The following is a 17,316-nucleotide window of genomic DNA, read 5'->3' on the forward strand; positions in this document are numbered from 1 at the left end:
ACAGTCTATAGTGATGTTAAAAGACGCGTATCGAGCACCGGGCTGGATTGCGGCGGGGCGCGAGCGCCGTCGGCGGCCATGCGACACGCGATGTATCTGCCGTATCGGGAAGGAGGTTTTTTTCGGGTGGACAGGATGCGATAACCCGATAAAATTGCGGCCAATTTTGCAGCGGCGTGACAGCCGTTCTGGCGCGCTTCATGGCGAAGCAAGCGGGGCGCAGCGGCGATCGGCAAGTCATCGGCCGCAGTCGGGTGATGCCCGCGTCGATGCGCATGAGCGCACTGCAACCCTGAACGAAGGCCGCGCTGTACCCTTTGCGCGACATCCGGCGGTTTTTTTTGAATCGGGCATCGTTTGATGGTAGCTTTCGGGTTTTTCAAGGGTAGCCGCCTGTTGTACGGAGCGGCTTGAGGCGGGGTAAGCGACCGGTTTTCGCGCCGGTCAGAACGGAGAACGGAATGAAAAAACGGGTGGTGGGCCAACTGGCTGCGCTGGTGTTGTGCGCTACGCCTTTCATGTCGGCGGCGGCAAAAGATACGCAACTGAATGTGTACAACTGGTCGGACTACATCGCCAAGGACACGATTCCGAACTTCACGAAACAGACGGGCGTCCAGGTCAAGTACGACAACTACGACAGCGATGACACGCTGCAAGCCAAGCTGCTGACGGGCAACTCCGGCTATGACATCGTCGTGCCGACCAGCAACTATGCGGGCAAGCAGATCGCAGCGGGCATCTTCGCGCCGCTCGACAAGTCGAAGCTTCCGAACCTCAAGTACCTCGACCCGTCGCTGATGGCGCTCGTCGCGGGCGCCGATCCGGGCAACAAGTACGCGGTGCCCTGGGCGTACGGTACGACGGGCCTCGGCTATAACGTGACGAAGGCACAGCAGATTCTCGGCAAGGGCGTCGCGCTCGACAGCTGGGACATCCTCTTCAAGCCGGAAAACATTTCGAAGCTCAAGGCGTGTGGCGTGTCGGTGCTCGACGCGCCCGACCAGATGTTCGCGGCCGCGCTGCACTACATCGGCAAGGACCCGATGAGCACGAACCCCGAGGACTATCGCGCCGCGCTCGCGATGCTGAAGAAGATCCGTCCGTACATCACGCAGTTCAACTCGTCGGGCTACATCAACGACATGGTCGGCGGCGACGTCTGCTTCGCGTACGGCTGGTCGGGCGACGTCGTGATCGCCAAGCATCGCGCGCTCGAAGCGAAGAAGCCGTACAAGATCGACTACTACATTCCGAAGGGCGGCGCGCCCGTGTGGTTCGACGTGATGGCGATTCCGAAGGACGCGAAGAACAAGGAGGCCGCGCTCGAGTGGATCAACTACATCGAGACGCCGCAGGTCCACGCAGCCATCACGAACGCCGTCTACTATCCGAGCGCGAACCTCGAAGCGCGCAAGTACGTGGACAAGGATGTCGCGAACGATCCCGCCGTGTATCCGCCGGCGGACGTCGTCAAGACGCTGTTCCTGCTGAAGCCGCTGCCGCCTGAAATCCAGCGTCTGCAGACGCGGCTGTGGACCGAGTTCAAGTCCGGCCGCTAAACCAGTCCGAAACGGACGGCTGTGCAGGAATGCAGCATCATGAAGCCCTCGGCGTTCGGCCGGGGGCTTTGTTCGTCAAATGCAGGGAGAGAAGCAGCAGATCATGAGTGACCAGTCGAATGCACTGGCAGGGGCCGGCGTGTCGTCCTCGGGCAATTCCGCCGCTGCACAGGGGGCAGCGGATAACTTCGTGCAGATCATCGACGTCGTGAAGAAATTCGACGAGACGGTTGCCGTCAAGGGTGTGAACCTGTCGGTGAAGAAGGGCGAGCTGTTCGCGCTGCTCGGCAGTTCCGGTTGCGGCAAGTCGACGCTCTTGCGCATGCTAGCGGGCCTCGAAACGGTCACGTCGGGCAGGATTCTGATCGACGGCGAAGACCTCGCGCAGATGCCGCCGTACCGGCGGCCCGTCAATATGATGTTCCAGTCATACGCGCTCTTTCCGCACATGACGGTAGAAGCGAACGTCGCGTTCGGTCTCAAGCAGGAAGGCGTGCCGAAAGCCGAGCTGAAGGAGCGCGTGCAGACCGCGCTCGATCTCGTGCAGATGGGCCGGTTCGCGAAGCGCAAGCCGCATCAGCTGTCGGGCGGCCAGCAGCAGCGCGTCGCGCTCGCTCGCTCGCTCGTCAAGCGTCCGAAGCTGCTGCTGCTCGACGAGCCGATGTCCGCGCTCGACAAGCAGATCCGCCAGCGCACGCAAATCGAGCTCGTCAATATCCTCGACAAGGTCGGCGTCACCTGCATCATGGTCACGCACGATCAGGAAGAAGCGATGACGATGGCGAGCCGCCTCGCCGTGATGAGCGAAGGCGAGATCGTGCAGCTCGGCACGCCAAGCGAAGTCTACGAGTATCCGAATAGCCGCTTCTCGGCGGAGTTCATCGGCTCGACGAATCTCTTCGACGGCAATGTCATCGAGGACGAGCCGGATCACGTGTATATCGAAACGCCCGATCTGCCCGTGCGCATGTACGTGAGCCACGGCATCACGGGGCCGCTCGGGATGCCCGTGACGATCTCGGTGCGGCCCGAGCGCATCGCGCTCACGCGCAAGCCGCCCGAAGGCGCGTTCAACTGGGGCAAGGGAATCGTGACGAACATCGCGTACATGGGCGGCTACTCGCTGTACCACGTGAAGCTCGACGCGGGCAAGACTGTGATCGCGAACGTGTCGAGCCTCGCGCTGTCGGAAATCGAAACGCCGACATGGGGCGACGAAGTCTATGTGCGCTGGAGCGCATCGGCGGGCGTGGTGCTGACGTCATGAAGAGCGCGCTGCAATCCCTGATGATTTGGCCGGTGCGGCGCTTCAATTTGACGGGGCGCACGGCCGTCGTCGCGGGCCCGTTCGTGTGGCTGCTGCTGTTCTTCCTCGTGCCGTTCCTGCTGGTCGTGAAGATCAGCTTCGCGGATCTGCAACTGGGCATCCCGCCGTACACCGAACTGACGACCTTCAAGGAAGGCATCGTTCACGTCGCGCTCGACCTGTCGCACTACGCGTTTCTGCTGACCGACAGCCTGTACTTCGCGACCTACGTGAACTCGGTGGTCGTCGCGGCGATCTCGACGCTGCTCTGTCTGCTGCTCGGCTATCCGATGGCGTACTACATCGCGCGCTCGAACCCCGCGACGCGCAACATCCTGATGATGGCAGTGATGCTGCCGTTCTGGACGTCGTTCCTGATCCGCGTGTACGCGTGGATTGGCATTCTGAAGAACAATGGTCTGCTGAACAACTTCCTGATATCGATCGGACTGATCCACACGCCCATCGAGCTGTATCACACGAACACGGCCGTCTATATCGGCATGGTGTATTCGTATCTGCCGTTTCTCGTGATGCCGCTCTACGCGCATCTCGTGAAGATGGACCTGACGCTGCTCGAAGCCGCCTACGACCTCGGCGCGAAGCCGTGGAAGGCGTTCTGGCAGATCACGCTGCCGCTGTCGAAGAACGGCATCATCGCGGGCTGCCTGCTGGTGTTCATCCCGGCTGTGGGCGAGTACGTGATTCCTGAACTGCTCGGCGGCGCGAACACGCTGATGATCGGCCGCGTGATGTGGAATGAGTTCTTCGACAATGCGGACTGGCCGATGGCATCCGCGGTCACATGCGCAATGGTGCTGCTGCTGCTCGTGCCGATGGCACTCTTCCAGTACTCGCAGGCGAAGGAACTGGAGGAAAAGCGATGAAGCCGAATCGGATTCTGCAATTCATTGCACTCGCCATCGGCTTCGCGTTTTTGTATGTGCCGATCATCAGTCTCGTCGTGTATTCGTTCAACGAGTCGCAGCTCGTCACCGTATGGACGCGCTTCTCGACGCACTGGTATGCCGCACTGCTGCAGGACGACGAACTGATCAACGCCGCGTGGCTGTCGCTGCGGGTCGCGCTGTTGACGGCGTTCGCATCGGTGTTCATCGGCACCTGGGCGGGTTTCGTGCTCGCGCGGATGGGCCGTTTTCGCGGATTCACGCTGTACACGGGGATGATCAATGCGCCGCTCGTGATCCCCGAGGTGATTCAGGGCATTTCGCTGCTGCTGCTCTTCATCGAAATGGGGAAGTGGCTTGGCTGGCCGGCGGGACGTGGCATCTTCACGATCTGGATCGGCCACGTGATGCTGTGTATTTCCTATGTCGCAATCATCGTGCAGTCGCGCGTGCGTGACCTGCATCCGTCGTTGGAGGAAGCTGCACTGGACCTGGGCGCAACGCCTCTGCGTGTATTTTTCTTCATCACGTTGCCGCTGATTTCGCAGGCACTGGTGGCGGGGTGGCTGCTGTCGTTCACGCTCTCGATCGACGATGTGGTTCTGTCCGCGTTCCTGTCGGGCCCTGGGTCGACGACGCTGCCGCTGGTGGTGTTCTCGCGCGTGCGACTCGGCCTGAATCCGGAGATGAATGCGCTGGCGACGTTGTTCATTGCAGTCGTCACCGTGGGCGTAGTCGTTGCCAATCACTTCATGCAGCGCGCCGAGAAGCGGCGGCTGGCGATGGCGGTTTAGGAGCGCAAGCAGCGGGGCGAGCAGATTTTCGATCCGGCGCCGCGAGTCAACGCATGAGATAGAACGGCCGGTGCTTCCGATGAGCACCGGCCGTTCTTGTTTTGCTGCGACGTGCTCTTGCTAATCGAACGTTAGCGACCATTACCCGGACGACCCGTTGTCAGATCCGGTATCCGATTCTGAGTCCGCCCCAATGCCTGCCGTTCACGAAGATAGGCGCTGACGCATCCTTCATCAGCGCGTATTCGCCGCCACCCATGTCGCGTCGGTAAGTCTGCAGCAGGAAGCGTTTCGTGTTCGTTCCGGCAGCGAGGCCGGTACGATCGTTGAACAGCCGGCGATTCCGGCAGTTTGCTGCATTCCAGACGGGGTCGTTGCGCTGCGGCTGCGAGAACTTGAGATTGTGCGTCGGCAGGTAGCCGCGCACGTCGACGGCCGCGCAGAAGGCCACGCGTGGATCGAGGCCGAGCATCGGCTCCTGGATCGAAGGCAGCACGCGATCGGTGAACCCGGTGAAGCGCGTCACGAATTGCGTCGGGTTCGTGCCGGGCACGGGCACGTAGCGGTCGTCGAACAGATCGTTCATCGAGAGCTCGCCGCGCGCCACGGCAGTCTCGAACAGGTTGCCGACTTTTGCGGCAGCCTGCTCGACGGCGTCGATGAACGGCGTATCGGCCGTCTCGACGCCTGCTGCCGCCGTCAGTTCGATCAAGCTTTCCGATACGTCCAGCAAATGGCCGAGTCGATCCTTCGCCTGTACGAAGTTCTCGCCCGAATGCTCGACGTCCGATGCGATTTCCAGTACTTGCGACTCGAATGCATTGCATTTGTCTTCGATTTCACCGGAGAGCGATGCAATCTGGTTCGCCTCTGCATTCAATTGCATAATCGCGTGGCCCGTCGAGTGCACGACGTCGCCGATCATCCGCGTGCCTTCGCGTACGCGCTGCGCTCGTGCCGTGTTTTCGGCGCCCTCGGCGATCAGCCTCTCGGTTTGACCCGTGAGTTTCGCAAGCGTCGTCTCGATCTGTCCGGTGGCTTGTGCCGTCTTCGCCGACAGCGTCTTTACCTCGGCCGCGACGACTGCGAAGCTCTTGCCGAATTCGCCTGCACGCGCCGCTTCGATGGCGGCATTCAGCGCGAGCAGATGGGTCTGCCGGGCGATCAGCGAGATTTCCTCCGACACGCGGCTCACGTGCGACAGGGCCGCGCGCAACGCGCTGATCTGGCTCTCGATCACGGTCACGCCCTCGACGAGCCCATGAATATCGGACAGCGACGCTTCGAGCGTTTGCTGCGATTGCCCGACTTCGTCGGCAGCCCGGGCGGTGACGGCGTGCATTTCGCGCGCTGCGCCGGCGATCCGGTGATTGCCGGCGAGCGTTGCGGCAGCCGACTCGCGAAGCGTCTGGCATACGTCGGCCTGTCGATTCACGCGCGCCGCGACTTCTTCGATATGGCCTGACACGTCGCAGATTTCGATGCCGAGCTTGCCTGCCTGCGCAGCGATGTCGCCCACGACCGATGAAGCGCTGCCTTTGCGGCGCGTGCGCCGAGCGAAGAAACCCGTCATCGCGAAAGCTCCCGGACGGCGCGGCGATAGTGTTCGCGTCGTCGTCTCAATGTCCATTGAACGTGCACCTTCGTGCATGTGCCCCGTACGTGTGCTACATGCCGTGCGTCAGTTGCTGACGGGACGCGATGATCGACGCAACGGATGAACTGCGGCACATGAATTGCACATCTGACGCACTTTCATTTTTCTACGGCGCCTTACGGGGACGCTTGATAGGGACTATCCCGCAGTCGATTCGGGTAGGATCAAGTGCGTGCGCGAGTCGTAGCTCGCGCCTGTCGAATCAACCAACCAATGACCGATGATTGAATCCTTCGCGCGCGTGTCGGGCTGGGACCAACTGGTGTATCTGTGGGAGTTGATCGTGCTGGTCTGCAAGTTCCTGTGGAATCTGCTGCGCTTGCTAGGCGGCGGCTGAAGCGCGATGCAGTGCATTGTCATGCAATAGTAGATGAACCACGGTAACGTAAGCTGAAACCGATTGCACTACCCGCAGCGACCTGATGAAACGATCTTCCTCCGCGGCTCCCAATCACATGACACACGATTCCACTCAGCGCTTCACTGACCGCGTGACCGACTACGTGAAGTATCGGCCCGGCTATCCGCGCGAAGTCGTCACGTTCCTGCACGACACATGTGGGCTTGCAGAAGGCGCGCACGTTGCCGATATCGGCGCGGGTACGGGCATCTCGGCTCAGCTCTTGCTCGAGGCAGGGCATCCCGTCGTCGCCGTGGAACCGAATCAGGCGATGCGCGCGGCCGCCGATGCATGGCTTTCGCACTACGCCGGCTACGCGAGCATCGCGGGCACGGCCGAAGCCACGAAATTGGGAACGGCCAGTGTCGATCTCGTGATCGCTGCGCAGGCCTTTCACTGGTTCGATCCCGTCGCGGCGCGCGAGGAGTTCGCGCGCATTCTGAAGCCACGCGGTCTGGTCGCATTGTTGTGGAACAGCCGGCTGCTCGAAGGTAGTGCCTTTCTCGCGGGCTATGAAGCGCTGCTGCGCCGTTTCAGCGAAGACTATCAGTCCATCGCTGAGCGCTATGCCGACGACGAATCGATGGCCGAATGGTTCGGCGACGGCTTGACTCACAATGCGCGTCTTCCAAATGCACAGCGGCTCGACTTCGAAGGATTGAAAGGGCGTTTGATGTCGTCGTCCTATGCACCGAAGGTGGGGCATCCGAATCACGAACCGATGGTCGCCGCGCTGTGCGAACTGTTCGACCGTACCGCGCAGGACGGCACGGTCGAATTTGTCTATGAGACGCGCGTCTACGCCGGATCTGCACAGAGATAACGCTAGATCTGCAACGGACCGCTGCTAGCCCTCGATTGCACGAAAACCATCCGCAGGCCGTGCAAAACCGCGTTGTGGCGCTTCTTCCAACGAAATATGTCCAAGTCCCTCGTGCATAATCGAATGTGCACCGGGTACGCGGTGCGTGAACTCCGTCGCATGCGCTGGCGGAATTCAGCAGTCCTTTGCACGCCATGCCGCAAGAGGTTGTACTGCGTCGGTTCAACTGCTTTCCATGCACACTGCTAACGCGAAAAGATGTACTCGGCTGCACGCACGCGTCGCGTGAGCCGGCGGAAGCTGAACGTGAAACCAGGCCAGATCGCCGTGACCTTGCCGCTCTTCGTCTGGTAGTAACTGTGGCAGCCGCTAGTCCATACCGATCGCTGCATGTTGCGTTGCAGGCGTGCATTGAACCTGCGTTGCACGTCCGGGCGCAGATTCATCGTGCGTGCGCCGCGTCGCTGGAGTTCGCGCAAGCAGTCGGCGATGTAGTGCATCTGCGACTCGATCATGTAGATCATCGAGTTGTGGCCGAGGGCCGTGTTCGGCCCCGCAATCATGAAGAAATTCGGGAAGTCGGCGATGCTTGTGCCGAGGTACGCTTCGGGGCCATCACTCAGCCACAGTGCGTTGAGATCGGCCCCGCCGATGCCCGTCACATCGAACGGCGCGCCCGCGTCGTTCACCTGGAATCCCGTGCCGCAAATGATCGCGTCGACGGCATGATGCGTACCGTCTGACATCACGATGCCATCGCGCACGATCGCGCGGATCGGCGCGGTCACTACTTCGACGTTCGGCTTGCCGAGCGCCGGATAGTAGTCGCTCGACAGCAGCACGCGTTTGCATCCCAGCCGATAGCTGGGCATGAGCTTTACGCGCAGTGCAGGATCTTTAACGCGCCGCTCGAGATAAGCACGCGCGAATTTCATCGTCGGTTCCATGAGCTTCGGGTTGACGAAGAACGCGATGCCGCGCGACTCCATCTGCCAGTAGGTCGCGCTGCGTACCCAGCGCTGCGTAAATGGGAGATGCCTGAAGAACCAGCGCGCGCGTTCGCTGACCGGCTTGTCGGACTTCGGCAGGACCCACGGCGCGGTGCGCTGGAACAGAAGCAGTTTCTCGACGCGCGGCTGGATTTGCGGCACGAACTGGATTGCACTTGCGCCGGTGCCGACTACGGCGACGCGTTTGCCTTCGAGTGCATAGTCATGATCCCAGCTTGCCGAATGAAATATCTTGCCGCTAAACGTATCGAGTCCGTCGATTCCCGGCATCGCGGGACGCGACAAGGGGCCGCTCGCCGCAATCACGACATCTGCTTCGACCGACTCATGCACGCCGTTGCATTCGATATCGAGCCGCCACACGAGTTGCGTTTCGTCGAAGCGCGCTGCCGTCGCCCGTGCATTGAAGCGTATTCCACTATTGATGCCGTACTTGACTGCACAATGCTTCAGGTACGCGAGTATCTCGTGCTGGTGACTGAATGCGCGTGACCATGACGGGTTTGCTTCGAACGAGAACGAATACAGATGGGACGGCACGTCGCACGCGGCGCCCGGATACGTGTTGTCGCGCCAGGTGCCGCCCAGATCGCTCGCCGCCTCGTAGATCGTGAACGACGTGTAGCCGAGGCGCTTCAGACGGATAGCCATGCCGATGCCCGCAAAGCCGCTTCCGACAATTGCGATACGCAATTCTGCCCGACAGGGTGAGGGCATACGTGCAGTGCTCCAATGAGTCCGCGGAGTCAGCAAAGCTCCGCAGCGAATGAGAGGAAAGAAGAGTTGTCTATGTCCGTCTGTGACGGTTAAAGCGCAGGGTAGACAACTGTACACAGCCCGTCAAGATCGTTGTAAAGTGCTGACTCCGAGATCGCGACGCCCGTCGGCCTCAACGCATCGAACAAGACGCTCATGCAATCGACAACGGAACTGGAACTCGCACCAGGCAAGCGCAAGCTGATCGAGGCAGCGTTGCGCCTGACGGCGGGCGGCCGCAGCTTCGCGACGCTCGGCTTGCGCGAACTCGCGCGCGAAGCCGGCCTCAATCCCAATACGTTTTATCGGCACTTCGATACGCTCGACGATCTGGCGCGCGAAGTCGTCGGATGGGTCAGCCGTCGTCTGCGTCCGATGTTGCGGCGTGAGCGATGGCTGGCTGCGCACGATGAGCCGCACAGCGCGCCGCGTCGCGCATGTGCGGCGTTCTTCGCGTTCGCGCTTGAAAACCGCGAGGCGTTTCTGAGCGCGCTGGCCGAATATCACGGCACATCGGCCGCGTTGCGCGAGGCTGTGCGGGTGAACCTGCATGAGGTATCGGCGGAGATGGCCGACGACGTCGTGCAATTAAACCTGATGCCCGCGCTCTCGCGCGAAACGGTCGAGGAAATCTGCACGCAGATCGTGCTGCAGCTTTTCCATCTGTCGCATGAATACATCGGCAATGCCGCGCAGCGCGAGGCGCTGGTCGACTACGCGGAGCGTTTCGTCGTCAGGCTTTTCGTGGGCGCCGTCGCGCTCGCACAGCACGACGCGCAGGGTTCGATGTGATTGCAATGAAAAAGGGCTCCGGGAGGAGCCCTTTGCGTTTTCAGGCCGTTCGTCGAACGGCTTGCGCCGGTAGCGAAGCGAGCGCATATCAGGTGTCGTTCCAGCCGCCCGAATCGTCGCTGCCCATGTCCACGCCGCCGTCGCCGCCATCGCTCCAGTCGTTGGAGCCCTGGCCGAAGTCGACGGAGCTGGCATCGTTGCCGGCGCGCTTGCGCGCTTCGTCGTCGACGATCACATCGCGCTCGATCACGCGGTCACGCCCGGAACTCAGCGCTTCGCCGAGCAGCACGCCCGTCAGCAGACCGCCCATGCCGCCGCCGAAACCGCCGCCTTGCTGCACGACGACGGGCGGCTGTTGCTGCTGCGGATACGGGTAGGGCGCTTGCGGCGGATAACCTGGCGGATAGCCCTGTTGCTGGCCGCGCCCGAATGCCTCGTTCGCTTCGCGCGCATACGGGGACTCGCCTGCGCCTGTCGATGCCGCGGGCGCCGCGTTCGGATCGGGCCGGCCTTCGGCGCGTGCCTTCAGGCTCGCCACCTGCCGTTCGAGATCTTCTACCTGATACGGCGGCACCGGGTTCTTGCTGTTCGACAGCGCTTCGACCAGTTCACGCAGTTGCGTCTCCATGCCTTCGACTTCGCGTTCGAGCGCTTCGTGTCCGGGCGCCGTCGACAGCTTCACGTCCAGCTTCAGCGAACGCACGTCGTTGAGCAGATCGGTGGCGCGCTTGAGCTGCACGCGGCGATCGTCGTTGGCGCGCGTATCTTCCTGCGAGCGCGCGCGGCGCAACGTCCAGCGCAGAATCAGCGCGATCGCGGCGAGCAGCACGGCGATGCCGATCCACATGCCCATCGACGGGCCGTGGCGTTGCGGCGCCTGCTCGAGCGCGGACGGCGAGACGGGCGCGGCTTGCTGCTGCGCGAACGGATTGGCAGTGCGATGCGCGCCGTTGGCCGCGAGGCTGCCCGCCGTGCCGCCGCTGACGCGCGCGGCGTCGGCGCGCAGGCGCGCTTCCGTTTGCGCGAAACGGGCGGGATCGGTGAAGCGGACCTGCGGGTCGAGCGTCTTCGCCTGCTGAAGCTGCGCGAGTGCGTCGGCAGAGCGGCCTTCGCGATCGAGCACCTGTGCGTACAGATAGTGCGCGCGGGCGTTGTTCGGATGCGCCTTCAGCACTTCGTTCAACTGCGAATCGGCTTGCTGCCAGTTGCCTTGTTGAATCGACGTTTCGATCTGCGTCGCTGTCGGCAGCGCGAATGCGGCGCCCGACACGAGCATCAGCGAAACACAGGCTGCTGCGAGGAATTTTTTCATGATGCGGGCCGGGCGGATTGGCGCCCGTCTCCATGACTATCGAGTTGCCGTGCCGCGCGCCGGCCGATGCGCTTGCTGGCCGGCGCGCCGCACATCGCCTGCAATGCCGTTACTGCGCAGGCGTGTCCAACTGCTTCTTCAGCGCTGCGAGGCGGTCCTCGACAGACGGACCGCGATTCAGATCCGCGAGCTTGTCGTCGAGCGCCTTGCCGCTTTTCTCGTCGGCCGAATTCAGGCGCGCGTCCGAGCGTGCGTTCGACAGCGACACCTTGTCTTCCAGCTTCTGGAAATCTTCAGAAAGATTCTTGCCGCCGATGCCGCCCAGCGCCGTCGCAGCCGTGTCCTTGGCCTGCGCGATCTGCTGCTTCGCCTGCAAGATGTTCGAGCGTGCATTCAGATCATTGCGGCGCTCGCGCATGTCGTCGATCTGCTTCTTCAACTGCTCGACCGACGGCTCGAGCGTCGCGAGTTCCTTCGCGAGCGCATCGCGCTCCGCTTCGGCCGTCGCCTGGGCGCCGAGCGCCTCGCGCGCGAGCGCTTCGTCGCCGGCTTGCAGCGCGCGCCTTGCGCCGTCCTCGTACTTCTTCGCCTTGTCGGCGGCCACGTCATGCTTGCTCTGTTGCGTGGCGACCTGCGCCTGGATCTCGATCAGCGAGTTCTCCGCTTTCGCGATGCTATCGTCGAGTTCGCGCACAATCTGGCGCGCATCACGCGACGGGTCCTGCACGGAATCGGCCGCGTCGTTCAAGAGACCTTTGACCGTTCGCGTGATGCTGTCAAAAAGCGACATGAATACCTCCATTGGATGAAATCGACGCTGAATACCCGGCGCGCTGCATGGGGTGCGTAATCACGTCGACAGCACGTAGTTTACGCCGCCATGCGCGAGACTGCGGATCGTGCTGCATGCCATCGCAGATCGCGTTCATGCGCATGCTCACGACGACATCGGGGCGCGTGCACGGATTGCAATAGCGCCGTGAAAATTTAACCTTGTCGCGACGCCGTGTCCGACGCTTCGAACCGGTCCGAAGATCGACGCGAACGGGTATTCAACAGCTCGCGGATATTACACCACGCGTCCCCTTAAAACCGTCTTAAAGCACGATTTCGTGCGCGTTTCGGCCGGGCCGTCCGCAATGTTGTGCGGCCTGCGTGGTGAGCGCAATCGAAGAACGAACGAATACGCAGATTTGTCCAAATGAGATGAAGGTACTCTTTCGGATAGCCGACGATGCGTGGCCCTGCCCGCACACCACATAGGCAAGTGTCGACACATGGCGTTCACGCGAAGCGGCCGTTGCCTTCGGTGGGATCGATGTTCGGTTCGTCCTCTTCATGCTCGCGTTGGCGCTTGCTGGCGGCGCTGCGTTTCGACGACAGCAGTGTGGCAGTCCGGGATGGCGTACGCGTGTCGCTGCCCGTTGCCGGCGCCTCGTGCGTATCGTGTGCGATAGCGGCGGCTTTCGCGGCCGCCACGCGCGCAGCAACTTGCGCGGCTGTATCGTCATCCGCGCTGTCGAGCGCGCCGACGGCCGCGAGCACGGCAGCGGAATCGGCGGGGCGCGCGAGACCGATCGGCGCGAGCGTTTCGCGCGGCTTGCCGGACGTGGCGAGCGCGGCATCGTTTCCCGGCGATGCGGTCGGCTCGCGCACGGCGGAGGAGTCGGCCGAGGCATCGGCACGAGACACGGAAGCCGACGCGGCAGACGACGCGGCGCGAGGCTTGAGCGCCCACGGCGCCGCCTGTCGCATGCGGTTGCTCGAGCGCGCGACGCGTTGCAGCGCTTCATTCAGCGCGTCCGGTTCGCGCGGCGCGCGCAGCCGGTCGACGATGCTCGCCGCCTTGACCTGCTCGCTGGTCGCGCCGAAGCTCAGCACCGCACGCCGCATCAGCTCGCTGACGCTGATGCCGAGGTTGTCCGCTGTCGCGGAGATGGCGCGTTTCTGGGCGGGCGTCACGAAGACGACGATGCGTTCGCTGGGCTTGTTCATAGATCGGCTCGCGTTCTTTGTTGGTGTCGAACTGCGGAGGAATCCGGGCAGGGTGAGGGGCCTGCTTGTCGCGCGTCGAACCATCATAAGACTAAATCGTCGCGCGCGGTGGTGTGCCGCTGCAAATCGGGCGGCTTGCAAAATGGCTGTCACATCAATGGGTTGCCCCAGTTGCAGGGATATTGTCCACAGGGCTTTGCACAATTTCTGTTGATAACCGCACAGCCGCGCCACAGCGGGGTTCGCGCGGCGTTTTTGCACTTCAGGGCACGACCATGAGGGAATTCTTACAAAAAAATCACGATCCACGCGGCTTGATTTCTTTAAAATGCGCTGTTACGTTGCGCCGGAACCTGTTTGGGCGCGCTGTGCGACCGCCCGGAACGGGGTAAGCATACGGCGCCGCGGGGTGGCAGTCGCCAAGGCAGAAACGAGCGTCGCGCGCAGTATCATTGCAGCGCCGCCGGCAGCGCCGCACCCGGTGGCGCCGCGAAATCCGCGCGAACGCTGTCGCGTCGGCAGATCGGCGTCGCTCCGGCGCGCAACGGTGCCGCTGCCGCCCGTTCGGGGCGCGACGGACACCACGACCACGATTCGAGCGCACCGCGCGTGCATAGCCGGCGTGTAGGAAAGCGCCAATCATTCCAGTCATGCCAATCATCAAACGACCGCATTCTTCCCACCCTGGCCGCGAACCATCTTTCGGCAACAACGACAACCCGAGCCGCGACTATCGCTACGCGCAGCGCGAAGAAGACGACGCCGACGACCGCGACCGACGCGGTGGCCGCTCGATCTTCGGCACGATCGCGCTGTGGTTCGTCGGACTGTTCGCGACACTCGCGGTGGTCGGCGCGCTGATCGTCGGCTACGCGCTCGTCGTGATGGGACCGCAGCTACCGTCGCTCGACGCGCTGACCGATTACCGCCCCAAGGTGCCGCTGCGCATCTATACGGCGGATCACGTGCTGATCGGCGAGTTCGGCGAAGAGCGGCGCAGCCTCGTGCGCTTCCAGGACATCCCCGACGTGCAGAAGAAAGCCGTGCTCGCGATCGAGGACTATCGCTTCTACGAGCATGGCGGCGTCGACTTCATCGGCATCCTGCGCGCGGGCTTCGCCGACATCATGCACGGCGGCTCGTCGCAGGGCGCGAGCACGATCACGATGCAGGTCGCGCGCAACTTCTTCCTGTCGAGCGAGAAGACGTACACACGCAAGATCTATGAAATGCTGCTCGCGTACAAGATCGAGCGCGCGCTGACGAAGGACCAGATTCTCGAGCTGTACATGAACCAGATCTACCTGGGCGAGCGCGCTTACGGCTTCGCGGCCGCCGCGCGCGTGTACTTCGGCAAGGATCTGAAGGACATCTCGCTCGCCGAGGCGGCGATGCTCGCGGGCCTGCCGAAGGCGCCGTCGGCGTACAACCCGGTCGTCAATCCGAAGCGCGCGAAGATCCGGCAGGAGTACATCCTGAAGCGGATGCTCGATCTGCGCTACATCACGTCGGAACAGTACGACCAGGCCGTCAAGCAGGAAATCCACACGAAGACGGCGGGCAACGAGTACAGCGTGCACGCCGAGTACATCGCGGAAATGGTGCGCCAGATGATGTACGCGCAGTACAAGGACGAGACCTATACGCGCGGCCTCAGCGTCACGACGACGATCGATTCCGCCGACCAGGAAGCCGCTTACCACGCGGTGCGCAAGGGCGTGATGGATTACGAGCGCCGTCACGGCTATCGCGGTCCCGAAGGCTTCGTCGAGTTGCCCGCGGCCGGCGACGAGCGCGACGAGGCGATCGAAGACGCGCTCAACGAGCATCCCGACAACGGCGAGATCGTGGCCGCCGTCGTGACGTCGGCGACGCCTAAGGAAGTGAAGGTGCAACTGCTCGACGGCACCCAGGCGAGCGTCAAGGGCGACGGGCTGCGCTTTGCGGCGGCTTCGCTGTCGCCGCGCGCGGCGCAGGCACAGCGCATCCGTCCGGGCTCGATCGTCCGCCTGATCGCGGATGCGGACGGCAACTGGCAGATCACGCAGTTGCCGCAAGTTGAGGGCGCACTCGTGTCGATGACGCCGCAGGACGGTGCGATCCGCGCGCTCGTTGGCGGCTTCGACTTCAACAAGAACAAGTTCAATCACATCACGCAGGCGTGGCGCCAGCCGGGTTCGAGCTTCAAGCCGTTCATCTATTCGGCGGCGCTCGACAAGGGCCTCGGACCGGCAACGATCATCAACGACGCGCCGCTGTACTTCCCGCCGAGCGCGCCCGGCGGCGACGCATGGGAGCCGAAGGACGACGATCAGCCCGACGGCCCGATGCCGATGCGCCTCGCGCTGCAGAAGTCGAAGAACCTCGTGTCGATCCGCATCCTGTCGTATATCGGTACGAAGTACGCGCAGGACTACGTGACGCAGCGCTTCGGCTTCGACGCCGACAAGACGCCGCCGTATCTCCCCATGGCGCTCGGCGCGGGGCTCGTGACGCCGCTGCAGTCGGCGGGCGCGTATAGCGTGTTCGCGAACGGCGGCTACCGGATCAATCCGTATCTGATCGGCGAAGTCGACGATGCGCACGGTCAGCCGATCTCGCGCGCGCAGCCGCTGACGGCGGGCCGCGACGCGCCGCGCACGCTCGACCCGCGCAACGCGTACATCATGAACAGCCTGCTGCACTCGGTCGCGACAGGGGGCACGGGCGCGGGGACGAACGTGCTGCACCGTAGCGACCTGCAGGGCAAGACGGGTACGACCAACGATGCGAAGGACGGCTGGTTCGCCGGTTATCAGCAATCGCTCGTGGCCGTCGCATGGATGGGCTACGACCAGCCGAAGTCGCTCGGCAGCCGTGAATTCGGCGCGCAACTGGCGCTGCCGATCTGGGTCGACTACATGCAGCGCGCGCTGCGCGGCGTGCCGCAGGCCGAGCCCGAAATGCCGACGGGCGTGACGAGCGTCGATGGCGAGCTGTTCTATGCGGACATGACGCCGGGCAATGGCTTCATCGCGAGCATCGGCATGGATTCGGCGAATCCGCTGGCGAGCGGCGGCGATGCCGTCGGCACCGTGGGTCCGGCGGGCATGACGCCGCCTGCGCCGCCGCCTCCGAACGTCACGTCATCGGAGAAGAAGCAGATCATGGATCTGTTCGAGTCGAACAAGCCTTGATGGCTTGAGCCCGGATAGAAAAACGCGCCCGTGGTGAAAATCACGGGCGCGTTTTTTTGTGCGTGCGTCAGTCGGGGATTAAGGTGCGCGCTCAACGGGTTAGCGTGATTATCCAGGCGTTATCAACAAGCCTGTGCACGGAATCTGTTGATAACAAACGCGGACGCACCGCTGAGCGCTTTTCGGGCACGCGCTGCGCAATCTGCAGCGCGAGACAAAAGGGGGCAGCACGCAGTGCGGCTATTGCCGCTGCGTTGGACGGCAGGGCGGTAGCGGAACACGTTGCGCTGATCCTTTCGGTGATGTGGCGCTAGGCCGAGCACGTCTCGGGCATTGCCCGTAGCGAAGCGAGAAAGGCGCTGGCCGCGAAGGAAGGCGAAACGCAAGCCGGGGTGCACTGGTACACGACCGGCGGAAAATCATAGAGCGTGATTATTCAAGTGACTTGACGGGCGACGTGCTTTTCGAAGTTACCTCATGGACCCTCGCGCGCCGGGCTGTTTAGAGTGAGCCACTCTCAGCTGACCACAAATGGCTCGTTCTTAAAGAACGGGGTGGTCGGTTTCGCAGGTCCGCTGCAAGCGGGGGCCTTTTTTCTGTCCGCTTGCTGATGCGGGTCGCATGCCTTTCGCCCGTTCGGGCAATTTTCGAATTCTTCTGATATTGCCCGCGAGCTGTTTGCGGTTCAATCGTTATGAGCTGGAGTCTAAAACTAAAACAAAGGAATCCAAAATATGGCAGAAGCATTTGATGGCGACGATCTGCTATCCGGAGAACAGACCGGGAAGCAGGCATATTTTCTCGACGTGCCGGGCACGGACAGCG

General features: G+C 62.6%; 12 protein-coding genes. 7 read left to right on the forward strand and 5 right to left on the reverse strand.

Features of this window, described 5'->3' with window-relative positions; genetic code table 11:
- Positions 1-461 precede the first annotated feature (461 nt).
- From AB4Y32_RS13540 to AB4Y32_RS13555, 4 genes are all read left to right on the forward strand, one after another.
- Complete coding sequence (locus AB4Y32_RS13540; RefSeq protein WP_368721811.1) at positions 462-1,562, forward strand: polyamine ABC transporter substrate-binding protein; 1,101 nt, start codon at positions 462-464, stop codon at positions 1,560-1,562.
- Positions 1,563-1,665: 103 nt separating this feature from the next.
- Positions 1,666-2,829 carry an ABC transporter ATP-binding protein gene (locus tag AB4Y32_RS13545; RefSeq protein WP_368721812.1) on the forward strand — a complete coding sequence of 388 codons (1,164 nt, stop codon included), beginning with the start codon at positions 1,666-1,668 and terminating at the stop codon, positions 2,827-2,829.
- Positions 2,826-3,755, forward strand: a complete 930-nt coding sequence (locus tag AB4Y32_RS13550; protein WP_368721813.1) for an ABC transporter permease subunit — start codon at positions 2,826-2,828, stop codon at positions 3,753-3,755. The genes AB4Y32_RS13545 and AB4Y32_RS13550 overlap by 4 nt, the downstream gene beginning before the upstream one ends.
- Entirely contained in the window at positions 3,752-4,570 is an 819-nt protein-coding gene (locus AB4Y32_RS13555) for an ABC transporter permease subunit (RefSeq protein WP_368721814.1), read from the forward strand. Before AB4Y32_RS13550 ends, AB4Y32_RS13555 begins: the two co-directional genes overlap by 4 nt.
- Positions 4,571-4,730: 160 nt before the next feature.
- On the opposite strand, the gene AB4Y32_RS13560 is transcribed toward AB4Y32_RS13555, so the two are convergent.
- Positions 4,731-6,143, reverse strand: coding sequence for a methyl-accepting chemotaxis protein (locus AB4Y32_RS13560; protein ID WP_368721815.1), 1,413 nt, complete (start codon positions 6,141-6,143; stop codon positions 4,731-4,733).
- A 506-nt stretch (positions 6,144-6,649) separates the two neighbouring features.
- On the opposite strand from AB4Y32_RS13560, the gene AB4Y32_RS13565 reads away from it, so the two are divergent.
- Positions 6,650-7,450, forward strand: coding sequence for a class I SAM-dependent methyltransferase (locus tag AB4Y32_RS13565; protein WP_368721816.1), 801 nt, complete (start codon positions 6,650-6,652; stop codon positions 7,448-7,450).
- 245 nt (positions 7,451-7,695) lie between these two features.
- Here AB4Y32_RS13565 and AB4Y32_RS13570 read toward each other — a convergent pair whose 3' ends face one another.
- Positions 7,696-9,177 (reverse strand): flavin-containing monooxygenase, encoded by a 1,482-nt coding sequence (locus tag AB4Y32_RS13570; RefSeq protein ID WP_368721817.1) that lies wholly within the window; start codon positions 9,175-9,177, stop codon positions 7,696-7,698.
- 195 nt (positions 9,178-9,372) lie between these two features.
- On the opposite strand from AB4Y32_RS13570, the gene AB4Y32_RS13575 reads away from it, so the two are divergent.
- Positions 9,373-10,008 carry a TetR family transcriptional regulator gene (locus AB4Y32_RS13575; protein WP_368721818.1) on the forward strand — a complete coding sequence of 212 codons (636 nt, stop codon included), beginning with the start codon at positions 9,373-9,375 and terminating at the stop codon, positions 10,006-10,008.
- An 88-nt stretch (positions 10,009-10,096) separates the two neighbouring features.
- Here the strand turns inward: AB4Y32_RS13575 and AB4Y32_RS13580 are convergent, their stop codons facing one another.
- From AB4Y32_RS13580 to AB4Y32_RS13590, 3 genes are all read right to left on the reverse strand, one after another.
- Entirely contained in the window at positions 10,097-11,320 is a 1,224-nt protein-coding gene (locus tag AB4Y32_RS13580) for a tetratricopeptide repeat protein (RefSeq protein WP_368721819.1), read from the reverse strand.
- Positions 11,321-11,429: 109 nt separating this feature from the next.
- Positions 11,430-12,110: a PspA/IM30 family protein gene (locus AB4Y32_RS13585; RefSeq protein ID WP_368721820.1), complete on the reverse strand. Its 681-nt coding sequence runs from the start codon at positions 12,108-12,110 to the stop codon at positions 11,430-11,432.
- Between the two features lie 494 nt (positions 12,111-12,604).
- Positions 12,605-13,315 (reverse strand): plasmid mobilization protein, encoded by a 711-nt coding sequence (locus AB4Y32_RS13590; protein ID WP_368721821.1) that lies wholly within the window; start codon positions 13,313-13,315, stop codon positions 12,605-12,607.
- Positions 13,316-13,965: 650 nt separating this feature from the next.
- Between AB4Y32_RS13590 and AB4Y32_RS13595 the strand changes: the two genes are divergently transcribed.
- The gene (locus AB4Y32_RS13595) at positions 13,966-16,491 is read left to right on the forward strand and encodes a penicillin-binding protein 1A (RefSeq protein ID WP_368721822.1); all 2,526 of its coding nucleotides are present in this window, start codon (positions 13,966-13,968) and stop codon (positions 16,489-16,491) included.
- Positions 16,492-17,316 lie beyond the last annotated feature (825 nt).

The organism is Paraburkholderia phymatum (genome assembly GCF_040965635.1).
Classification (GTDB): Bacteria; Pseudomonadota; Gammaproteobacteria; order Burkholderiales; family Burkholderiaceae; genus Paraburkholderia; species Paraburkholderia phymatum_B.